Origin of the sequence: Salinarimonas soli (genome assembly GCF_008386575.1) — a bacterium.
In the GTDB taxonomy this organism is placed as follows: domain Bacteria; phylum Pseudomonadota; class Alphaproteobacteria; order Rhizobiales; family Beijerinckiaceae; genus Salinarimonas_A; species Salinarimonas_A soli.
Window position 1 is genome coordinate 70,019 of record NZ_VUOA01000022.1, and the last position, 16,697, is coordinate 86,715.

Below are 16,697 nucleotides of genomic sequence, written 5' to 3' on the forward strand. Positions count from 1 at the left end.
CCGCCATGGGCTTCTTCCTCTGCCAGCTGCGCGGGCCGCGCCCCACCTTCCCCAGCGACATGTCGCCGGAGGAGGGGGCGCTCATGGGCGAGCACGCCGCCTATTGGGGCGGCCTCGCCCGCGAGGGCGCGGCGGTCGCCTTCGGCCCCGTCTTCGATCCCGCCGGGCCCTGGGGCCTCGCCCTCGTCGAGATCGCCGACGAGGCGGGCGCGCGGGCGCTCACCGGGGCGGACCCCGTGATCCGGGCCGGCCGCGGCTTCCGGTACGACATCCATCCGATGCCGCAGGTGGTCCTGCGCGCGACCCCCGCTTCCGCAGCATCCTGACGACTTGACAAGGGACGCCCCCCGGGGCGCGCAACGACATGGCCACCGAAATCCGCGTACCCACCCTCGGCGAATCCGTGAGCGAGGCGACGGTCGCCCGCTGGTTCAAGAAGCCCGGCGACGCCGTGAAGGCGGACGAGCCCCTCGTGGAGCTGGAGACCGACAAGGTCACCCTCGAGGTGAACGCGCCGGCCTCCGGCGTGCTCGGGGACATCGTGGCGGGCGACGGCACCACGGTGGAGCCCGGCGCCCTGCTGGGCTCCATCGGCGCCGCCAAGCCTAGCGCTCAGCCGGCTCCGGCCCCCGCGGCGGCTCCCGCCGGCGCCGAGAAGGGCACCTCGGCGGGCTACGGCAACCATGGCGACGTCGCCCCGGCCGCGGCCGGGGCGACGTCGGGCCGCGACAACGGCCCCGCCGTCGGGCGTCTTGCCCGCGAGAGCGGCGTCGATCCCGCGAACGTCCCGGCCTCCGGGAAGGACGGGCGCGTCACCAAGGGCGACATGCTGGCCGCCATCGCGACCGGCGGCGCCACGGCGCAAGCTCCCGCGCCCGCCCCGGTCCAGATGCGCCCCCCCTCCGCCCCCGACGACGCGTCGCGCGAGGAGCGCGTGCGCATGACGAAGCTGCGCCAGACCATCGCGCGCCGCCTCAAGGAGGCGCAGAACACCGCCGCCATGCTCACCACGTTCAACGATGTGGACATGGGCGCCGTGATGCAGATGCGTCAGCAATACAAGGACGTGTTCGAGAAGAAGCACGGGGTGAAGCTCGGCTTCATGGGCTTCTTCACCAAGGCCGTGATCCAGGCCCTGAAGGAGATCCCGGCCGTGAACGCCGAGATCGACGGGCAGGACCTCGTCTACAAGAACTACTACCATGTCGGCATCGCGGTCGGCACCGAGAAGGGCCTCGTGGTTCCCGTGGTGCGCGACGCCGACCGGATGTCGATCGCGACCATCGAGAAGACGATCGCGGATTTCGGCAAGCGGGCGCGCGACGGCAAGCTCGGCATCGAGGAGATGCAGGGCGGCACCTTCACGATCACCAACGGCGGCATCTACGGCTCGTTGATGTCGACCCCGATCCTCAACGCGCCGCAATCGGGCATCCTCGGCATGCACCGCATCGAGGAGCGGCCGGTGGTGCGCGGCGGCAAGATCGAGGCGCGGCCGATGATGTACCTGGCGCTCTCCTACGACCACCGCATCGTCGACGGCAAGGAGGCGGTGACCTTCCTGGTGCGGGTCAAGGAGGCGCTTGAGGACCCGGCGCGCCTCGTGCTGGACCTCTGATCGCCCCGGCGCTGCCCCACCCTCGTCGTCGTCCCCGGGCTTGACCCGGGGACCCAGGCCGACGGGTAGACCGGTCGAAGGACAAGCCCGGCCCTGCCTGACAGGGCGGTGCGCCGAAACGCGATCGGGTGCGGCAAGCCCCCGCTTCCGCCCGCTCCGCCCGCCCCCCATATTCCTGCCATACCCCGCCCTACGAGACCTCCCATGAGCGACGCCCCCTACGACCTCATCGTCATCGGCACCGGCCCCGGCGGCTATGTGTGCGCCATCCGGGCGGCCCAGCTGGGGCTCAAAACCGCGGTGGTCGAGAAGCGCAAGACCCATGGCGGGACCTGCCTCAACGTGGGCTGCATCCCCTCCAAGGCGCTGCTCCACGCCTCGCACCTCTTCGAGGAGTCGAAGAAGCACTTCGCCGATCTCGGCATCGTGGTGGGCGAGACGAAGCTCGACCTCCAGAAGATGATGGGCTTCAAGTCGGAAGGCGTCGACGGCAACACCAAGGGCGTCGAGTTCCTGCTCAAGAAGAACAAGATTGACGCCCACCAGGGCACGGGCCGCATCACGGCGCCGGGCCAGATCGAGGTCACGGCCGACGACGGCTCGACCAAGACGTTCCAAGCCAAGAGCATCGTCATCGCCACCGGCTCCGACGTGACGCGCCTGCGCGGCGTTGAGATCGACGAGCGGACGGTGGTGTCCTCCACGGGGGCGCTCACCCTCGAGACGGTGCCGGGCAAGCTGCTCGTCATCGGCGCGGGCGTGATCGGGCTCGAGCTCGGCTCGGTGTGGCGGCGGCTTGGCGCCGAGGTGACCGTGGTCGAGTATCTCGACCGCATCCTGCCGGGGATGGATGTCGAGATCGGGAAGCAGTTCCAGCGCATCCTCGGCAAGCAGGGCATGCAATTCCGCCTCTCCACCAAGGTGACGGGCGTCGAGACCACGAATGCGGGCGCCCGCGTGACCCTGGAGCCCGCCGCGGGCGGAACCCCTGAGACCCTCGACGTCGACGTGGTGCTCGTCTCCATCGGCCGCGTGCCCTACACCGACGGGCTCGGCCTGGAGGGCGTCGGCGTCGCCAAAGACGACAAGGGGCGCGTGGTGGTCGACGCGCACTACGCCACCAACGTGCCGGGCATCTACGCCATCGGCGACGTGATCGCCGGCCCCATGCTCGCCCACAAGGCGGAGGACGAGGGCATCGCGCTCGCCGAGATGATCGCCGGCAAGGGCGGCCACGTGAACTACGGCGTGATCCCGAACGTGGTCTACACGTTCCCGGAGGTCGCCTCGGTCGGCAAGTCCGAGGAGGAGCTCAAGGCCGAGGGCGTGAGCTATTCGGTGGGCAAGTTCCCCTTCACGGCCAACGGCCGCGCCAAGGCCAACGGCCAGACCGACGGCTTCGTGAAGATCCTCGCCGATGCCGCCACCGACCGGGTGCTCGGCGCCCACATCATCGGCCCCGAGGCCGGCAACCTCATCCACGAGGTGGCGGTGGCGATGGAGTTCGGCGCCTCGTCGGAGGACATCGCCCGCACCTGCCACGCCCACCCGACCCTGGCCGAGGCCGTGAAGGAAGCGGCTCTGGGCGTGGAGAAGCGCGCGATCCATATGTGAGGGGAGGGGGCTCGCACGCGATGGGCGAGCTCGACCTTGTCATCCCCGGCCGGAACTGACCGTCAGGTCAGTGGAGGGGAAGGGGATCCAGCGCAATGATGCTGCCGCGCAGCGGCTCGCGTTGGCCCGCCAAGGGCCCTGGACGGGCGCAAGGCGTCGCTACGCGACATCAAGTCATGCTGGATCCCCTTCTTGGCACGCAAGCGTGCTTCCCCTCCGGCGGACAAGCCGCCTCCGGCCGGGGATGACACGTTGAGCTTGTCCGTTGGATCCTACGCCCCGCCCCCTACCGCGCCGCGGCCTTACCCGGCTGCACGGCCGCCGCGGTGGTCACCTTGCGGATCGCGTTGAGCAGGTAGGGCCGGCGAAGCTCGAAAGCGGCGTGGAGCGCGATGTCGACGTCGCGGGAATAGAACGGCTTGGCGAGCAGCGCCGCGATGCCGAACTGCTTGGCGGCGGAGGCGTGGCGCGCCATGTCGCCCCCCGCCGTGAGCAGGATGCGGCTCTGGGGCGAGATCTCGCGGGTCTGGCACGCGATCTCCAGGCCGTTGCCCCCCGACAGGTTGGCGTCCACGATCACGAGGTCGTAGGAGGTCAGGCGCATGAGCTTCAGGCCGTAGCGCGCGTCCTCCGTCTCGTCGATCTCCAGGTTGAACCGGCTGCCCTCCAGCATCCGCCGGATGACCTGGCGGGCCTGGCCCGATTCCTCGATGAGCAGCGTGCGGGCCGGCCGGAGCATCCGCTCCATGGCGCGCAGGAGCTGCACGACATGCTCGGGGTCGAAGGGCTTCTTCAGGAACTCGTAGGCCTCGAGCTCCGTCGATAGGTCGACCCAGCGCGGCAGGACGAGGTTCGACATCAGGATCGAGACCGGCCGGGCGCCCTTCATGCGGGCGATGGCGAGCGCCTCGGCCCCCGTGACCTCGGGCAGCTGCAGCGACACGAAGGCGACCTCCGGCTGCTCTCTCGTGAGGCAGTCGAGGGTCGCGCGGCCGGTATCCGCCTCGAGGATCGCGACGTTGGGGTCGAAGGCGCGGATCGCCACCGACAGCTGGAGCCGCGTGCCGGCCATGTCGTCCGCGACCAGCACCCTCCATCGGGGTCCTGCCGCCGCAGGCCGTCGGGGTGCGTGGCTGGGCATCCTTCACCTAACGTGTTCGTGTGACCATGTGACCTTAACCCGTGAACCTTTTCATAAGGTTACCAGGCAACTCGCGTTGCGATAGGCATTTGCCGGGATCATGCGCGGCCCGCGCGCGGATGGGCGGCGTCATAGGCCGCGATCAGCCGGGCCGCGTCCACCTTCGTGTACATCTGCGTGGTCGAGAGCGAGGCGTGGCCGAGGAGCTCCTGAATGGCCCGCAGATCGCCGCCGCGGCCCAGGAGGTGGGTCGCGAAGGAGTGGCGCAAGGCGTGCGGCGTCGCCGTCTCGGGTAAGCCCAGCGCCCCGCGCAGCTCCGCGGTGGCGAGCTGGACGATCCGGGGCGAGAGCGGGCCCCCCTTGGCGCCCACGAACAGCGGCCCGTCCGGCGCGAGCCCGTAGGGGCAGATCGCGAGATAATCCTCGATGAGCCGCCGGATCGGGGGGATCACGGGCACGGAGCGGGTCTTCGCCCCCTTGCCCGTGACGGTCACCGCGTCGACGTCCCCCGTCGGCGCGTCGCGCCGCGCGAGGCCTAAGGCCTCGCTGATGCGAAGCCCCGCCCCGTAGAGGAGGGCCAGCACCGCCGCGTCGCGGGCGAGGATCCAGGCCTCCCGCTCCGAGCCCGCCCGGGTGCCGGTGTCGAGCATCGCGAGCGCCGCCGCGGGGCTCATGGGACGGGGCAGGGTCTTTGGCAGCCGTGGCCCCCGGATCGCCGCGAAGGCCGAGGCCGGGCCGTAGCCCTCCTGCGACAGGTGCCGGGCGAAGGAGCGCAGGGCCGCGAGCTGGCGCATCAGCGTCCGGCTCTCGACCCCCTCGGCCCGGCGGCTCGCCAGGAAGGCGCGCAGGTCCACGGGCTTCAGGGCGACGATGCCCACCGCGCCCGGCGTTTCGCCAAGATGGCCGACGAGGAAGGCGAGGAACTGGCGCAGGTCCCGGGCATAGGCCTCCACGGTCTTGGGCGAGAGCCGGCGCTCGCTCGCAAGCCGCCGCAGCCAGCCCTGCGCCTCGCGCACCAGGCCGGGATCGCCCGGCATGAGGGCCGCCTCGACGGAAACTTGCGAATCGTTGGGCATGGGCTCGACCTCGACACGTTCCCTTTTTGTGCCTAACTGGGTTTCCAAGCTCTGAACGGACCCCCATGGCCGACCCCGTCGCGGACGTTCTCATTCCGCTCGCCATCGACACCGCCTATTCCTACGCGATCCCCACGGGCCTCGCCGTAGCCGAGGGCGACGTGGTGCGCGTGCCGCTGGGCACCCGCGAGACGGTGGGCGTGGTGTGGGCCCTGCGGCAGGGCGGGGCGGCGAACCTCAAGAGCGTCGTCGGGCGGGTCGACGCGCCGGCGCTGCCCGCTCCCTTGCGCCGCTTCCTCGACTGGGTCGCCTGGTACACCATCTCCCCCCGCGGCTCGGCGCTTGCCATGAGCCTGAAGGTCGCCGAGGAGATCCCCGACGAGGCGCCCCGGGTGGGGGTGCGCCTCGCCGGGCCCCCGCCCGCCCGCATGACGCCCGCCCGCACCCGGGTGCTCGCGGCCGCGGCCGGCGGGGCGCTGACGACGAAGCGCGAGCTCGCCGAGGCGGCGGGCGTGAGCGCGGGCGTGATCGACGGCCTCGTCGACGAGGGAACGCTCGAGGCCGTGACGCTCGCCCCCGAGCCCGTGGCGGGCCTCCCCGATCCTGACTTCGCCAGGCCCGCTTTGTCGCCTCAGCAGACGGAGGCCGCCGCAGGCCTCGTGCGCGCGGTGGCGGCGGGCGTGGCGGGCGTCACCCTGCTGGAGGGGGTCACGGGCTCCGGCAAGACGGAGACCTATTTCGAGGCGGTGGCGCAGGCGCTGGCCCAGGGGCGCCAGGCGCTCATCCTCATGCCCGAGATCGCGCTCACCTCCGCCTTCCTAGACCGCTTCGCCGCCCGCTTCGGCACCCGCCCGGCCGCCTGGCACTCGGGCGTGACGGGGCGGCGGCGCGAGCGGCTCTACGGCGCCATCGCGAGCGGGGAGGCCCGGGTGGTGGCGGGCGCTCGCTCGGCCCTGTTCCTGCCCTACGCGCAACTCGGCCTCATCGTCGTCGACGAGGAGCACGAGACCGCCTACAAGCAGGAGGACGGGGTCCACTACCACGCCCGCGACATGGCCGTGGTGCGCGGCCGCATCGAGGGCTTTCCCGTGGTGCTCGCCTCCGCGACGCCCTCGCTCGAGACCCGGGTCAACGTGGAGCGGGGGCGCTATGCCCGCATCGCGCTGCCCGAGCGCTTCGGCGGGCGCACCCTGCCCCAGATCGCGGCGATCGACCTGCGCCGGCACCCGCTGCCCCAGGGCCGCTGGATCGCGCAGCGGCTGGAGACCGCGATCCTGGAGACCACGGGGCGCGGCGAGCAGGCGCTGCTCTTCCTCAACCGCCGGGGCTATGCCCCCCTCACGCTCTGCCGCGCCTGCGCCCACCGCTACGAATGCGTGAACTGCTCGGCCTGGCTCGTGGAGCACCGCTTCCGCCGGGCGCTGGTGTGCCACCATTGCGGCCACACCGAGCGCAAGCCCGAGGCCTGCGTCGCCTGCGGCAGCCTCGATTCGCTCGCCGCCTGCGGCCCCGGCGTGGAGCGCATCGCCGAGGAGGTGGCGGCGGTCTTCCCCGACAAGCGCACCATTGTGCTCTCCAGCGACTTTCCCGGCGGCACGGAGCGGCTGCGCCGCGAGCTCGACGCCATCGCGGCGGGCGAGGTCGACATCGTGATCGGCACCCAGCTCGTCGCCAAGGGCCACAACTTTCCCGGCATGACGCTGGTGGGCGTGCTCGACGCCGATATCGGGCTCACCTCCGGCGATCCCCGCGCCGCCGAGCGCACCTTCCAGCTCCTCCAGCAGGTGACGGGCCGCGCGGGGCGCGGCGACCGGCCGGGACGGGCGCTGGTCCAGACCTACCAGCCCGAGCACCCCGTGATCGCGGCACTGCTCTCAGGGGAGGCCGAGCGCTTCTACGAGGAGGAGGCGCGGGTGCGCGAGATCGCGGGGCTTCCCCCCTTCGGCCGGCTCGCGGCGCTCGTGGTCTCGGGGGTCGACCGGGCCGAGACGGAAGCTTACGCCCGCGCGCTCGCCCGCACCGCCCACGAGATCGGCGTCACCGCCTCCGACATGATCGTGCTCGGCCCGGCGGAGGCGCCCCTCGCCCTGGTGCGCGGCCGCTTCCGCTACCGCCTCCTCGTGAAGTGCCCCCGCGAGGCCGACCTCCAGGGCTTCCTGCGCCAATGGATCGCGATGGGCCCGAAGGTGCGCGGCAGCCTCAGGGTGGGGATCGACGTGGATCCGCAGAGCTTCCTCTAAGCCCAGTTCTCTTCTCATCCAGGATCCGCCGCAACCAGGTGAGCGGCGGCAGGATCGCTTCCAGATCCGCCTCGTCGAGGAGGCCGGAGAACCGGTCGAGCACGGGCGTGAAGGCGGTGATGCAGGCCTCGCGCGTGGCACGGCCCTTGAGCGTGCTCGTCATCGTCTGGCGCGTGACCTGGAACGCGGAGCCGAGCCGCACCGGGGAGTGCTCGCCCCCAGCCGCACGAAATGGTTCAGCACCACGAATTGCGGCAGAGCCAGCCCGTCGGGCATGACGCGATCGAACATCGTGCGCGACAATCGCTCGACGATGCCGATCTCGTTGAAGACGCGGAAGGCGAGGGGGGCCGAGGTCATGCGGGGACGATGCGGCTCTCCACGGGCCGCCGGGGGCTCGGCGGGACGCCATCACCATCGCCGATCCGCGCCAGCATCTCCACCTGGCGCCTCTGGAGTCGACGGATAGGCCCGCAGCCGCCATCGCGCCCGCGGGAGAGCGCATCCCCCTTCACCCGCGCCGATTTCAGCCCGCCTCCGTTCACATCGCACTGCACCACTCTGCCCCCTCGCCCTGTTGCGCCCCCCTGACGTCCATGGTAGTGCACGGCCGCCTGACCCGGCGGAGCGCGCCTTCCGCCGTCGTGGCATTTCCGATCGACGTACGCGTCCCGCCTTCCGCCCCCGCGGCGTGGTCCGGCCGGGCGCGGGGGTCCAGTTGAGAGAGACAGGCCGGTGGCTGAGAACGGTTCGCAGACGGGGACTGTGGTGTCGGGCGTGGCGGGGCGTTACGCCTCCGCCCTGTTCGATCTGGCTCGCGATGCCGGGGCCATGGACGCGGTCGGGGCCGATCTCGATCGGTTCGAGGGCCTGATCGAGGGCAATCCGGACTTGGCAAGGCTCGTGCGCAGCCCCATCTTCACGGCCGAGGAGCAGACCCGCGCCATCGCCGCGATCCTGGACAAGGCCGGGATCGGCGGGCTCGCGGGCAACTTCATCCGCCTCGTGGCCTCCAAGCGCCGCCTGTTCGCCCTGCCCCGGATGATCGTGGCCTACCGCGAGCTCCTGGCCGACGCGAAGGGCATCGTGCGGGCCGAGGTGCGGCTCGCCGAGCAGCCCTCGGAGGCCGTGACGAACGAGATCCGCGCCGCCCTCAAGGAGGTGGCCGGGGCCGAGATCGACATGCGGGTGCGCATCGACCCGGCGCTCATCGGCGGGCTGGTCGTCCAGATCGGCAGCCGCATGGTGGACGCCTCCCTGCGCACGAAGCTCAATTCCATCCGCCTGGCGATGCAGGGGGCCCGCTAGGGCCGCCCGCCACCGCCGAACGCTACCCATCATCCGAACCAAAGGGTCCACCGATGGACATTCGCGCCGCTGAGATCTCCGCGATCCTCAAAGACCAGATCAAGAATTTCGGCCAGGAGGCCGAGGTCACGGAAGTCGGCCAGGTGCTGTCGGTCGGCGACGGCATCGCCCGCTGCTACGGCCTCGACCGCGTCCAGGCCGGCGAGATGGTGGAGTTCGAGTCCGGCACCCGCGGCATGGCGCTCAACCTCGAGTCCGACAATGTCGGCGTCGTGGTGTTCGGCTCCGACCGCGACATCGCCGAGGGCCAGACCGTGAAGCGCACGGGCGCCATCGTGGACGTGCCCGTGGGCCGCGGCCTGCTCGGCCGCGTCGTCGACGCGCTGGGCAACCCCATCGACGGCAAGGGCCCGATCGCCTCCACCGAGCGCCGCCGCGTCGACGTCAAGGCGCCGGGCATCATCCCCCGCAAGTCCGTGCACGAGCCCATGTCGACGGGCCTCAAGGCGATCGACGCCCTGATCCCAATCGGCCGCGGCCAGCGCGAGCTCATCATCGGCGACCGCCAGACCGGCAAGACCGCCATCGCCCTCGACACGATCCTCAACCAGAAGCCCCTCAACGTCGAGGGCTCCCCCGAGAGCCAGAAGCTCTACTGCGTCTACGTCGCGGTGGGCCAGAAGCGCTCGACGGTCGCCCAGTTCGTGAAGGTCCTGGAGGAGCAGGGCGCGCTCGAGTACTCGATCGTCGTCGCCGCCACCGCCTCGGACGCGGCCCCGATGCAGTTCCTGGCGCCCTTCTCGGGCTGCGCCATGGGCGAGTATTTCCGCGACAACGGCATGCACGCCGTGATCATCTACGACGACCTCTCCAAGCAGGCCGTCGCCTACCGCCAGATGTCGCTCCTGCTGCGCCGCCCCCCGGGCCGCGAGGCCTATCCCGGCGACGTGTTCTATCTCCACTCGCGGCTCCTCGAGCGCGCGGCGAAGATGAACGACGACAACGGCGCCGGCTCGCTCACCGCGCTCCCCGTCATCGAGACGCAGGCCAACGACGTGTCGGCCTACATCCCGACCAACGTGATCTCGATCACCGACGGCCAGATCTTCCTCGAGACCGACCTGTTCTACCAGGGCGTCCGCCCGGCGGTGAACGTGGGCCTCTCGGTGTCGCGCGTGGGCTCGGCGGCCCAGACCAAGGCGATGAAGAAGGTCGCGGGCAAGATCAAGGGCGAGCTGGCGCAGTACCGCGAGATGGCGGCCTTCGCGCAGTTCGGCTCGGACTTGGATGCCACGACGCAGCGCCTCCTCAACCGCGGCGCCCGCCTCACCGAGCTCCTGAAGCAGCCGCAATTCTCGCCCCTCAAGATGGAGGAGCAGGTCGCGGTGATCTATGCCGGCGTGAACGGCTATCTCGACCGCATGCCCGTCAACAAGGTGCGCGCCTTCGAGGACGGCCTGCTCGGCCGCCTGCGGGGCCAGCACATGGAGATCCTCTCCTCCATCCGCGACTCGAAGGACCTCTCGGCCGACACCGAGGCGAAGCTCAAGGGCGTGGTCGAGGACTTCGCGAAGACGTTCGCCTGAGAGGCGGGCGTCACCCCGCGTGAACAACGATAAAGGTCGAGGCGCTCGATGCCGTCGCTGAAGGATCTGCGCAACCGCATCGCCTCCGTGAAGGCGACGCAGAAGATCACCAAGGCCATGCAGATGGTCGCGGCGGCGAAGCTCCGCCGCGCCCAGATGCAGGCCGAGGCCGCGCGGCCCTTCGCCGAGCGGATGAGCCGGGTGCTCGGGAACCTCGCGGGCGGCCTCACCGCCGGCCCCGACACCCCCCGGCTCCTCTCGGGCACGGGGGCTGACCGCACCCACCTCCTCATCGTCTGCACGGGCGAGCGGGGATTGTGCGGCGCCTTCAACACCAACATCGCGCGCCTGGCCCGCGACCATGCCAACCGGCTCATCGCCGAGGGCAAGACGGTCAAGATCATCTGCGTGGGCAAGAAGGGCTACGACGTCCTGCGCCGCACCTTCGGTGAGCGGATCATCGACTTCGTCGAGCTGCGCTCCGTGCGCCAGCTCGGATTCGAGCACGCCGAGGGCATCGCCCGCAACGTGCTCGCCCGCTTCGACGCCGGCGAGTTCGACGTCGCGACCCTGTTCTACGCCCGCTTCCGCTCGGTCATCGCCCAGATCCCCACCGCCCAGCAGCTGATCCCGGCCCAGATCGAGGCCACCGGCTCGGCCTCGGGCGGCGGCTCCGAGGCGATCTACGACTACGAGCCCGGCGAGGCCGAGATCCTCGCCACCCTCCTGCCCCGCAACATCGCGGTGCAGATCTTCCGGGCGCTCCTCGAGAACAACGCCTCGTTCTACGGCGCGCAGATGTCCGCGATGGACAGCGCGACGCGCAATGCCGGCGAGATGATCAAGAAGCAGACGCTGACCTACAACCGCACCCGCCAGGCGCAGATCACGAAGGAGCTGATCGAGATCATCTCCGGCGCGGAAGCCGTGTGATCCGACTGGCCTGATCGATTGCGGCGGCGCCCGGCGCCGCCACCACCCGACACCGAACGAGGACCACCATGGCCCAGATCAACCCCACCCAGACCCCCGCCGCGCGCGTCGCCACGGGCCGCGTCACCCAGGTCATCGGCGCGGTCGTCGACGTGCAGTTCGACGGCCACCTGCCGGAGATCCTGAACGCCCTCGAGACGCAGAACCAGGGCAGCCGCCTCGTTCTCGAGGTGGCCCAGCAGCTCGGCGAGAGCACGGTGCGCTGCATCGCCATGGACACCACCGAGGGCCTCGTGCGCGGCCAGCCCGTGACCGACACCGGCTCGCCCATCGCCGTGCCCGTCGGCGTCGGCACCCTCGGCCGCATCATGAACGTCATCGGCGAGCCGATCGACGAGGCCGGCCCCGTCCCGGCCGAGGCGCTGCGCGCCATCCACCAGCCCGCTCCCTCCTATTCCGAGCAGGCCACCGAGGCGCAGATCCTCGTCACGGGCATCAAGGTCGTCGACCTGCTCGCGCCTTACGCCAAGGGCGGCAAGATCGGCCTGTTCGGCGGCGCGGGCGTGGGCAAGACCGTGCTCATCCAGGAGCTCATCAACAACGTCGCGAAGGCCCACGGCGGCTATTCGGTGTTCGCCGGCGTCGGCGAGCGCACCCGCGAGGGCAACGACCTCTACCACGAGTTCATCGAGTCCGGCGTGAACAAGCACGGCGGCGGCGAGGGCTCCAAGTGCGCCCTGGTCTACGGCCAGATGAACGAGCCCCCGGGCGCCCGCGCCCGCGTCGCGCTCTCCGGCCTCACGGTCGCCGAGCACTTCCGCGACCAGGGCCAGGACGTGCTGTTCTTCGTCGACAACATCTTCCGCTTCACGCAGGCGGGCTCCGAGGTGTCGGCGCTTCTGGGCCGCATCCCCTCGGCCGTGGGCTACCAGCCGACGCTCGCCACCGACATGGGCAACCTCCAGGAGCGGATCACTACCACGACGAAGGGCTCGATCACCTCGGTGCAGGCCATCTACGTGCCCGCCGACGACCTGACCGACCCGGCCCCGGCCGCCTCCTTCGCCCACCTCGACGCCACGACCGTGCTCTCGCGCTCGATCGCCGAGAAGGGCATCTACCCCGCCGTGGACCCGCTCGACTCGACCTCGCGCATGCTCTCGGCGGCGATCGTCGGCGAGGAGCACTACAACGTGGCGCGCCGCGTCCAGCAGGTGCTCCAGCGCTACAAGGCGCTCCAGGACATCATCGCGATCCTCGGGATGGACGAGCTGTCGGAGGAGGACAAGCTGACGGTGGCCCGCGCCCGCAAGATCGAGCGCTTCCTGTCGCAGCCGTTCTTCGTGGCCGAGGTGTTCACGGGCGCCCCGGGCAAGTTCGTGGCTCTCGAGGACACGATCAAAGGCTTCGGCGGTCTCGTCGAGGGCAAGTACGACCACCTGCCGGAGGCGGCCTTCTACATGGTCGGCACCATTGAGGAGGCGGTCGAGAAGGCCCAGCGCCTCGCGGCCGAGGCCGCGTAAGCGCGCCTTCACCTAGCCGAACCGCCCCTCCCCGCACCCCGGGGAGGGGCCTCTCTTGCCGGAGCGTTCCATGGCCACCTTCCACCTCGAGCTCGTCTCGCCTGAGCGCCTCCTGTTCGAGGGGCAGGTCGAGAGCGTGCAGCTGCCCGCCTCCGAGGGCGACATGACGATCCTGCCGGGTCACTCGCCCGTCATCACCACCCTGAAGCCCGGCATACTGACGGTCTCGGGCGGCACGGGCGGGGCCCAGCGCCTCTTCGTGCGCGGCGGCTTCGCCGACGTGAACGCGGCCGGCCTCACCATCCTGGCCGAGCAGGCCATCCCCGTCGCGGAGCTCGACTCCGCCCGCCTCGACGCCGAGATCACGGCGGCCGAGCAGGCGCTCGCGGGGGCCAGCGGGGCCGACGCCCAGATCGAGGCCGGGGAGCGCCTGTCGCGCCTCCAGGACCTGCGCCGCGCCTCCCTCCAATAGGCTGCGGCGCCTCGTCGCGTCCGCCCTCAAGGCCGCCCCAGGGCGGCCTTTTCTCTACCGGCATCCCCGAACCCTGCCCCGCCGCTCGCCGTTGCCCTGTCCTGGGCAAGGAAGACGCCATGGTCGAGGCCGAGACGGGGGTCGGCGAGGTTCGCCTCGCCACGAACGGGATCACGCTCCACGCCGTCGAGGCGGGGCCGCGCGACGGTCCCCTCGTCATCCTCCTGCACGGCTTCCCCGAGTTCTGGTGGGGGTGGCGGCGCCAGATCGAGCCCCTGGCCGCCGCGGGGCTGCACGTGCTCGCCCCCGACGGGCGCGGCTACGATCTCTCCGACAAGCCCCGGGGCGTCGGCGCCTACGACCTCGACACCCTCGCCGCCGACGTGATCGGCCTTGCCGACGCCCTCGGCCGGCGCAAGGTCGCGCTGGTGGGCCACGACTGGGGCGGCCTCGTCGCCTGGTGGACGGCCTCGAAGCACCCGCACCGCGTCGACCGCCTCGTGGTGCTCAACGCGCCCCATCCGGCCGTCGCGGGCTCCTATATCCGCCGCCATCCAAGCCAGCTCCTGCGCAGCTCCTATGTGGGCTTCTTCCAGCTGCCCGGCCTGCCCGAGGGGCTGCTGCGCGCCCGAAACTTCGCCCTGATGCGCCGGGCCCTGCGCCGGTCCAGCCGCCCCGGCACCTTCTCGCCCGATGATCTCGACCGCTATGCCGCAGCCTGGGCGCAGCCCGGCGCCCTCACGGGCATGCTCAACTGGTACCGCGCGCTTCGACACCGCCCCCGCCTCGCGCGGCCCACGGTCGAGCCGCCGACCCTCCTGATCTGGGGCGGGCGCGACCGCTTCCTGCAAAAAGGCCTCGCCGAGGCGAGCCTCGCGCTCTGCCGGCAGGGGCGCCCGCTCTGGCTCGACGGGGCGAGCCATTGGGTGCACATCGAGGAGGCCGAGACGGTGAACCTCGCGATGCTGCGCTTCCTCACGGGCGGCCGCTAGCGCGCGGCCCGGCGCAGACCGCCCACGACCTCGAAGCGGCCCTCCAGCGCGGCGCGGGCGTCGCCGCCGGCCCAGACCTGGAACGCGCCGGGCTCGACCACGAAGGTCCCGTCGGTGAGGTGGAAGCCGAGATCGGACGCCGCGACCCGGAAGGTCACCTCGCGGCTCTCCCCCGGCTCGAGCCGCACGGCCTCGAAGGCCTTGAGCTCCCGCACCGGGCGGCTGCGGGTCGCAACGGGGTCGCGCACATAGAGCTGCGCCACCTCGCGCCCCGCCCGCGTGCCCGTGTTCGTCACCCGCACCCGCACCCGGATCTCGTCCTCGACGCCGGCCCTCGGCGTGAGCACGGTGAGATCCGAATAGGCGAAGGCGGTGTAGGAGAGGCCGAAGCCGAAGGGAAAGAGCGGCTCCAGGCTCTCGTCCATGTAGCCCAGGGTGAAGCGGTTGTCGGGCGCGCTCGGGCGCCCGGAGGGCAGGCGGTTGTAGGTGAGCGGCACCTGGCCTACGTGCCGCGGCCAGCTCACGGGCAGGCGGCCCGACGGCGCGGCGTCGCCGAACAGAAGTTCCGCGAGCGCAGGGCCGCCCTCCGTGCCCGGATACCAGGCCATGACCAGCCCTGCGACGCGGTCGAGCCGCGGCCCGAGCAGCAGCGGGCGGCCCGTCATGAGGACCACCACCACGGGCTTGCCCGTCGCGATGAGCGCGTCGAGCAGCTCACCCTGGCGTCCCGGCAGGTCGAGCGACACCCGCGACGCGCCCTCGCCCGATTGCGTCCGCGGCTCGCCCATCACCGCCACCACGACGTCCGCCTCGCCCGCGGCCCGCACCGCCTCGGCAAAGCCCTCCGTCGTGCGGCACTCGGCGTCGCAGCCCGGGGCATAGGCGACGCGCACCCCCGCGCGGCCCGCCCGCTCCTCCAGGCCCCGGCGGATCGTGACGCTCTCGTCGGGCCAGCCGCGGGCGGCATGGGGCCCAAGCTGGTCGGCCCCGTTCCCCGCCATCGCGCCGACGAGCGCGATGGAGCGCACGCCGGGCGCGAAGGGGAGCGCCCCGCGATTGGTGAGCAGCACCATGGAGTCGCGGGCGGCCGCGCGGGCCTTGGCGCGGGACTCGGGCAGCATGATCGCGCGGCTCGCCGCCACGGGGTCGGGGTCGGGCCGCCCGAACAGCCCCATCTCCATCTTGATGCGCAGGATGCGCCGCGCCGCCTCGTCCACGCGGCTCACGGGGACGCGCCCCGCCGCGATCTCGTCGGGCAGATGGCGCACGAAGAGGCCGCTCTCCATGTCCATGTCGACGCCCGCCATCAGGGCGCGGCGGGACGCCTCGGCTCCGTCGGCCGCGACGCCATGGGCCATGAGCTCCTTCACCCCGTCCCAGTCCGACACCACGAAGCCGCGAAAGCCCCAGTCCCGGCGCAGCACCCCGTTGAGCATCGCCTCGTTCACGGCGCCGGGCACGCCGTCGAGCGCGTTGAGCGAGGCCATGACGGTCTCGGCCCCCGCCTCGACCCCCGACTTGAAGGCGGGCAGGTGCAGGTCGCGCAGGTCGCCAGGGCCGATCTCCGACACGTCGTAGTCGCGCCCGCCGATCGCGCCGCCATAGCCCACGAAATGCTTGAGCGAGGTGGCAAGCCCGCCCGCGCGAAAACCCTCGACCCGCGCCGCCGTGAACAGGCGGTTCATGAGCGGGTCCTCGCCCGAGCCCTCGACGGCCCGGCCCCAGCGCGGATCGCGCGACAGGTCGGCCATGGGGGCAAAGGTCCAGTTCACCCCCGCCGCGGAGGCCTCCCGCGCCGCGATCGCCGCCGCCTCGCGCGCCATGGCGGGGTCGAAGGACGCGGCTTGCGCGAGCGGCACGGGGAAGATGGTGCGAAAGCCCTGGAGGATGTCGAGCCCGATGAGCAGCGGGATGCCGTTGCGCCCCTCGCGCGCCATGGCCTGGACCCGGGCGACGTCGGGCGCGTCGTTGAAGTTCATGAGCCCGCCCACGAACCCCCGGCGCACCTGGTCCGGCCGGAAGCCCGGGCCGTTGGAGCCCAGATGCAGCTGGCCGATCTTCTCCTCGAGCGTCATCCGGCCGAGCAGGTCCTCGACCCTGCGGTCGATCTCGGCGGGCGTCTGGGCTGCGGCGGAGAGAGGGAGGAGGGCGGCAAGGGCGAGGAACGCAAGACGACGCGACATGGGGGCTCCGA

General features: G+C 71.6%; 13 protein-coding genes and 1 pseudogene. 10 read left to right on the plus strand and 4 right to left on the minus strand.

From position 1 onward, the window contains the following. The first annotated feature begins 5 nt into the window (after positions 1–5). The 3 genes from F0L46_RS12725 to lpdA all read left to right on the plus strand — a co-directional run bounded on the left by F0L46_RS12725 (position 6) and on the right by lpdA (position 3,232). Positions 6–326, plus strand: coding sequence for a YciI family protein (locus F0L46_RS12725; RefSeq protein WP_149818058.1), 321 nt, complete (start codon positions 6–8; stop codon positions 324–326). A 38-nt stretch (positions 327–364) separates the two neighbouring features. Further along, entirely contained in the window at positions 365–1,618 is a 1,254-nt protein-coding gene (gene odhB, locus F0L46_RS12730) for a 2-oxoglutarate dehydrogenase complex dihydrolipoyllysine-residue succinyltransferase (RefSeq protein ID WP_149818060.1), read from the plus strand. Positions 1,619–1,822: 204 nt separating this feature from the next. Then, a complete protein-coding gene (gene lpdA, locus F0L46_RS12735) occupies positions 1,823–3,232 on the plus strand; it encodes a dihydrolipoyl dehydrogenase (protein WP_149818062.1) in 1,410 nt (469 codons plus the stop codon). 286 nt (positions 3,233–3,518) lie between these two features. Here lpdA and F0L46_RS12740 read toward each other — a convergent pair whose 3' ends face one another. Further along, positions 3,519–4,322: a response regulator gene (locus F0L46_RS12740; RefSeq protein ID WP_188311950.1), complete on the minus strand. Its 804-nt coding sequence runs from the start codon at positions 4,320–4,322 to the stop codon at positions 3,519–3,521. A 149-nt stretch (positions 4,323–4,471) separates the two neighbouring features. After that, entirely contained in the window at positions 4,472–5,449 is a 978-nt protein-coding gene (locus F0L46_RS12745; protein WP_438646674.1) for a tyrosine recombinase XerC, read from the minus strand. 65 nt (positions 5,450–5,514) lie between these two features. Between F0L46_RS12745 and F0L46_RS12750 the strand changes: the two genes are divergently transcribed. Further along, complete coding sequence (locus F0L46_RS12750) at positions 5,515–7,689, plus strand: primosomal protein N' (RefSeq protein ID WP_149818066.1); 2,175 nt, start codon at positions 5,515–5,517, stop codon at positions 7,687–7,689. A gap of 159 nt (positions 7,690–7,848) precedes the next feature. Here the strand turns inward: F0L46_RS12750 and F0L46_RS12755 are convergent, their stop codons facing one another. Next, a complete protein-coding gene (locus tag F0L46_RS12755; RefSeq protein ID WP_149818068.1) occupies positions 7,849–8,049 on the minus strand; it encodes a hypothetical protein in 201 nt (66 codons plus the stop codon). A gap of 375 nt (positions 8,050–8,424) precedes the next feature. Between F0L46_RS12755 and F0L46_RS12760 the strand changes: the two genes are divergently transcribed. The 6 genes and pseudogenes from F0L46_RS12760 to F0L46_RS12785 all read left to right on the plus strand — a co-directional run bounded on the left by F0L46_RS12760 (position 8,425) and on the right by F0L46_RS12785 (position 14,503). After that, positions 8,425–8,997 (plus strand): F0F1 ATP synthase subunit delta, encoded by a 573-nt coding sequence (locus F0L46_RS12760; protein WP_149818070.1) that lies wholly within the window; start codon positions 8,425–8,427, stop codon positions 8,995–8,997. 53 nt (positions 8,998–9,050) lie between these two features. After that, a complete protein-coding gene (gene atpA / locus F0L46_RS12765) occupies positions 9,051–10,583 on the plus strand; it encodes a F0F1 ATP synthase subunit alpha (RefSeq protein WP_149818072.1) in 1,533 nt (510 codons plus the stop codon). Positions 10,584–10,631: 48 nt separating this feature from the next. Further along, complete coding sequence (locus F0L46_RS12770; RefSeq protein WP_149818074.1) at positions 10,632–11,516, plus strand: F0F1 ATP synthase subunit gamma; 885 nt, start codon at positions 10,632–10,634, stop codon at positions 11,514–11,516. Positions 11,517–11,614: 98 nt separating this feature from the next. Next, positions 11,615–13,039 (plus strand): annotated as a pseudogene (atpD, locus tag F0L46_RS12775) (F0F1 ATP synthase subunit beta); the annotation flags it as partial. 70 nt (positions 13,040–13,109) lie between these two features. Then, positions 13,110–13,511 (plus strand): F0F1 ATP synthase subunit epsilon, encoded by a 402-nt coding sequence (locus F0L46_RS12780; protein ID WP_149818078.1) that lies wholly within the window; start codon positions 13,110–13,112, stop codon positions 13,509–13,511. 119 nt (positions 13,512–13,630) lie between these two features. After that, positions 13,631–14,503 (plus strand): alpha/beta fold hydrolase, encoded by an 873-nt coding sequence (locus tag F0L46_RS12785; protein WP_149818081.1) that lies wholly within the window; start codon positions 13,631–13,633, stop codon positions 14,501–14,503. Here F0L46_RS12785 and F0L46_RS12790 read toward each other — a convergent pair. Further along, positions 14,500–16,686: a glycoside hydrolase family 3 N-terminal domain-containing protein gene (locus tag F0L46_RS12790; protein ID WP_149818083.1), complete on the minus strand. Its 2,187-nt coding sequence runs from the start codon at positions 16,684–16,686 to the stop codon at positions 14,500–14,502. The genes F0L46_RS12785 and F0L46_RS12790 overlap by 4 nt on opposite strands. Positions 16,687–16,697 lie beyond the last annotated feature (11 nt).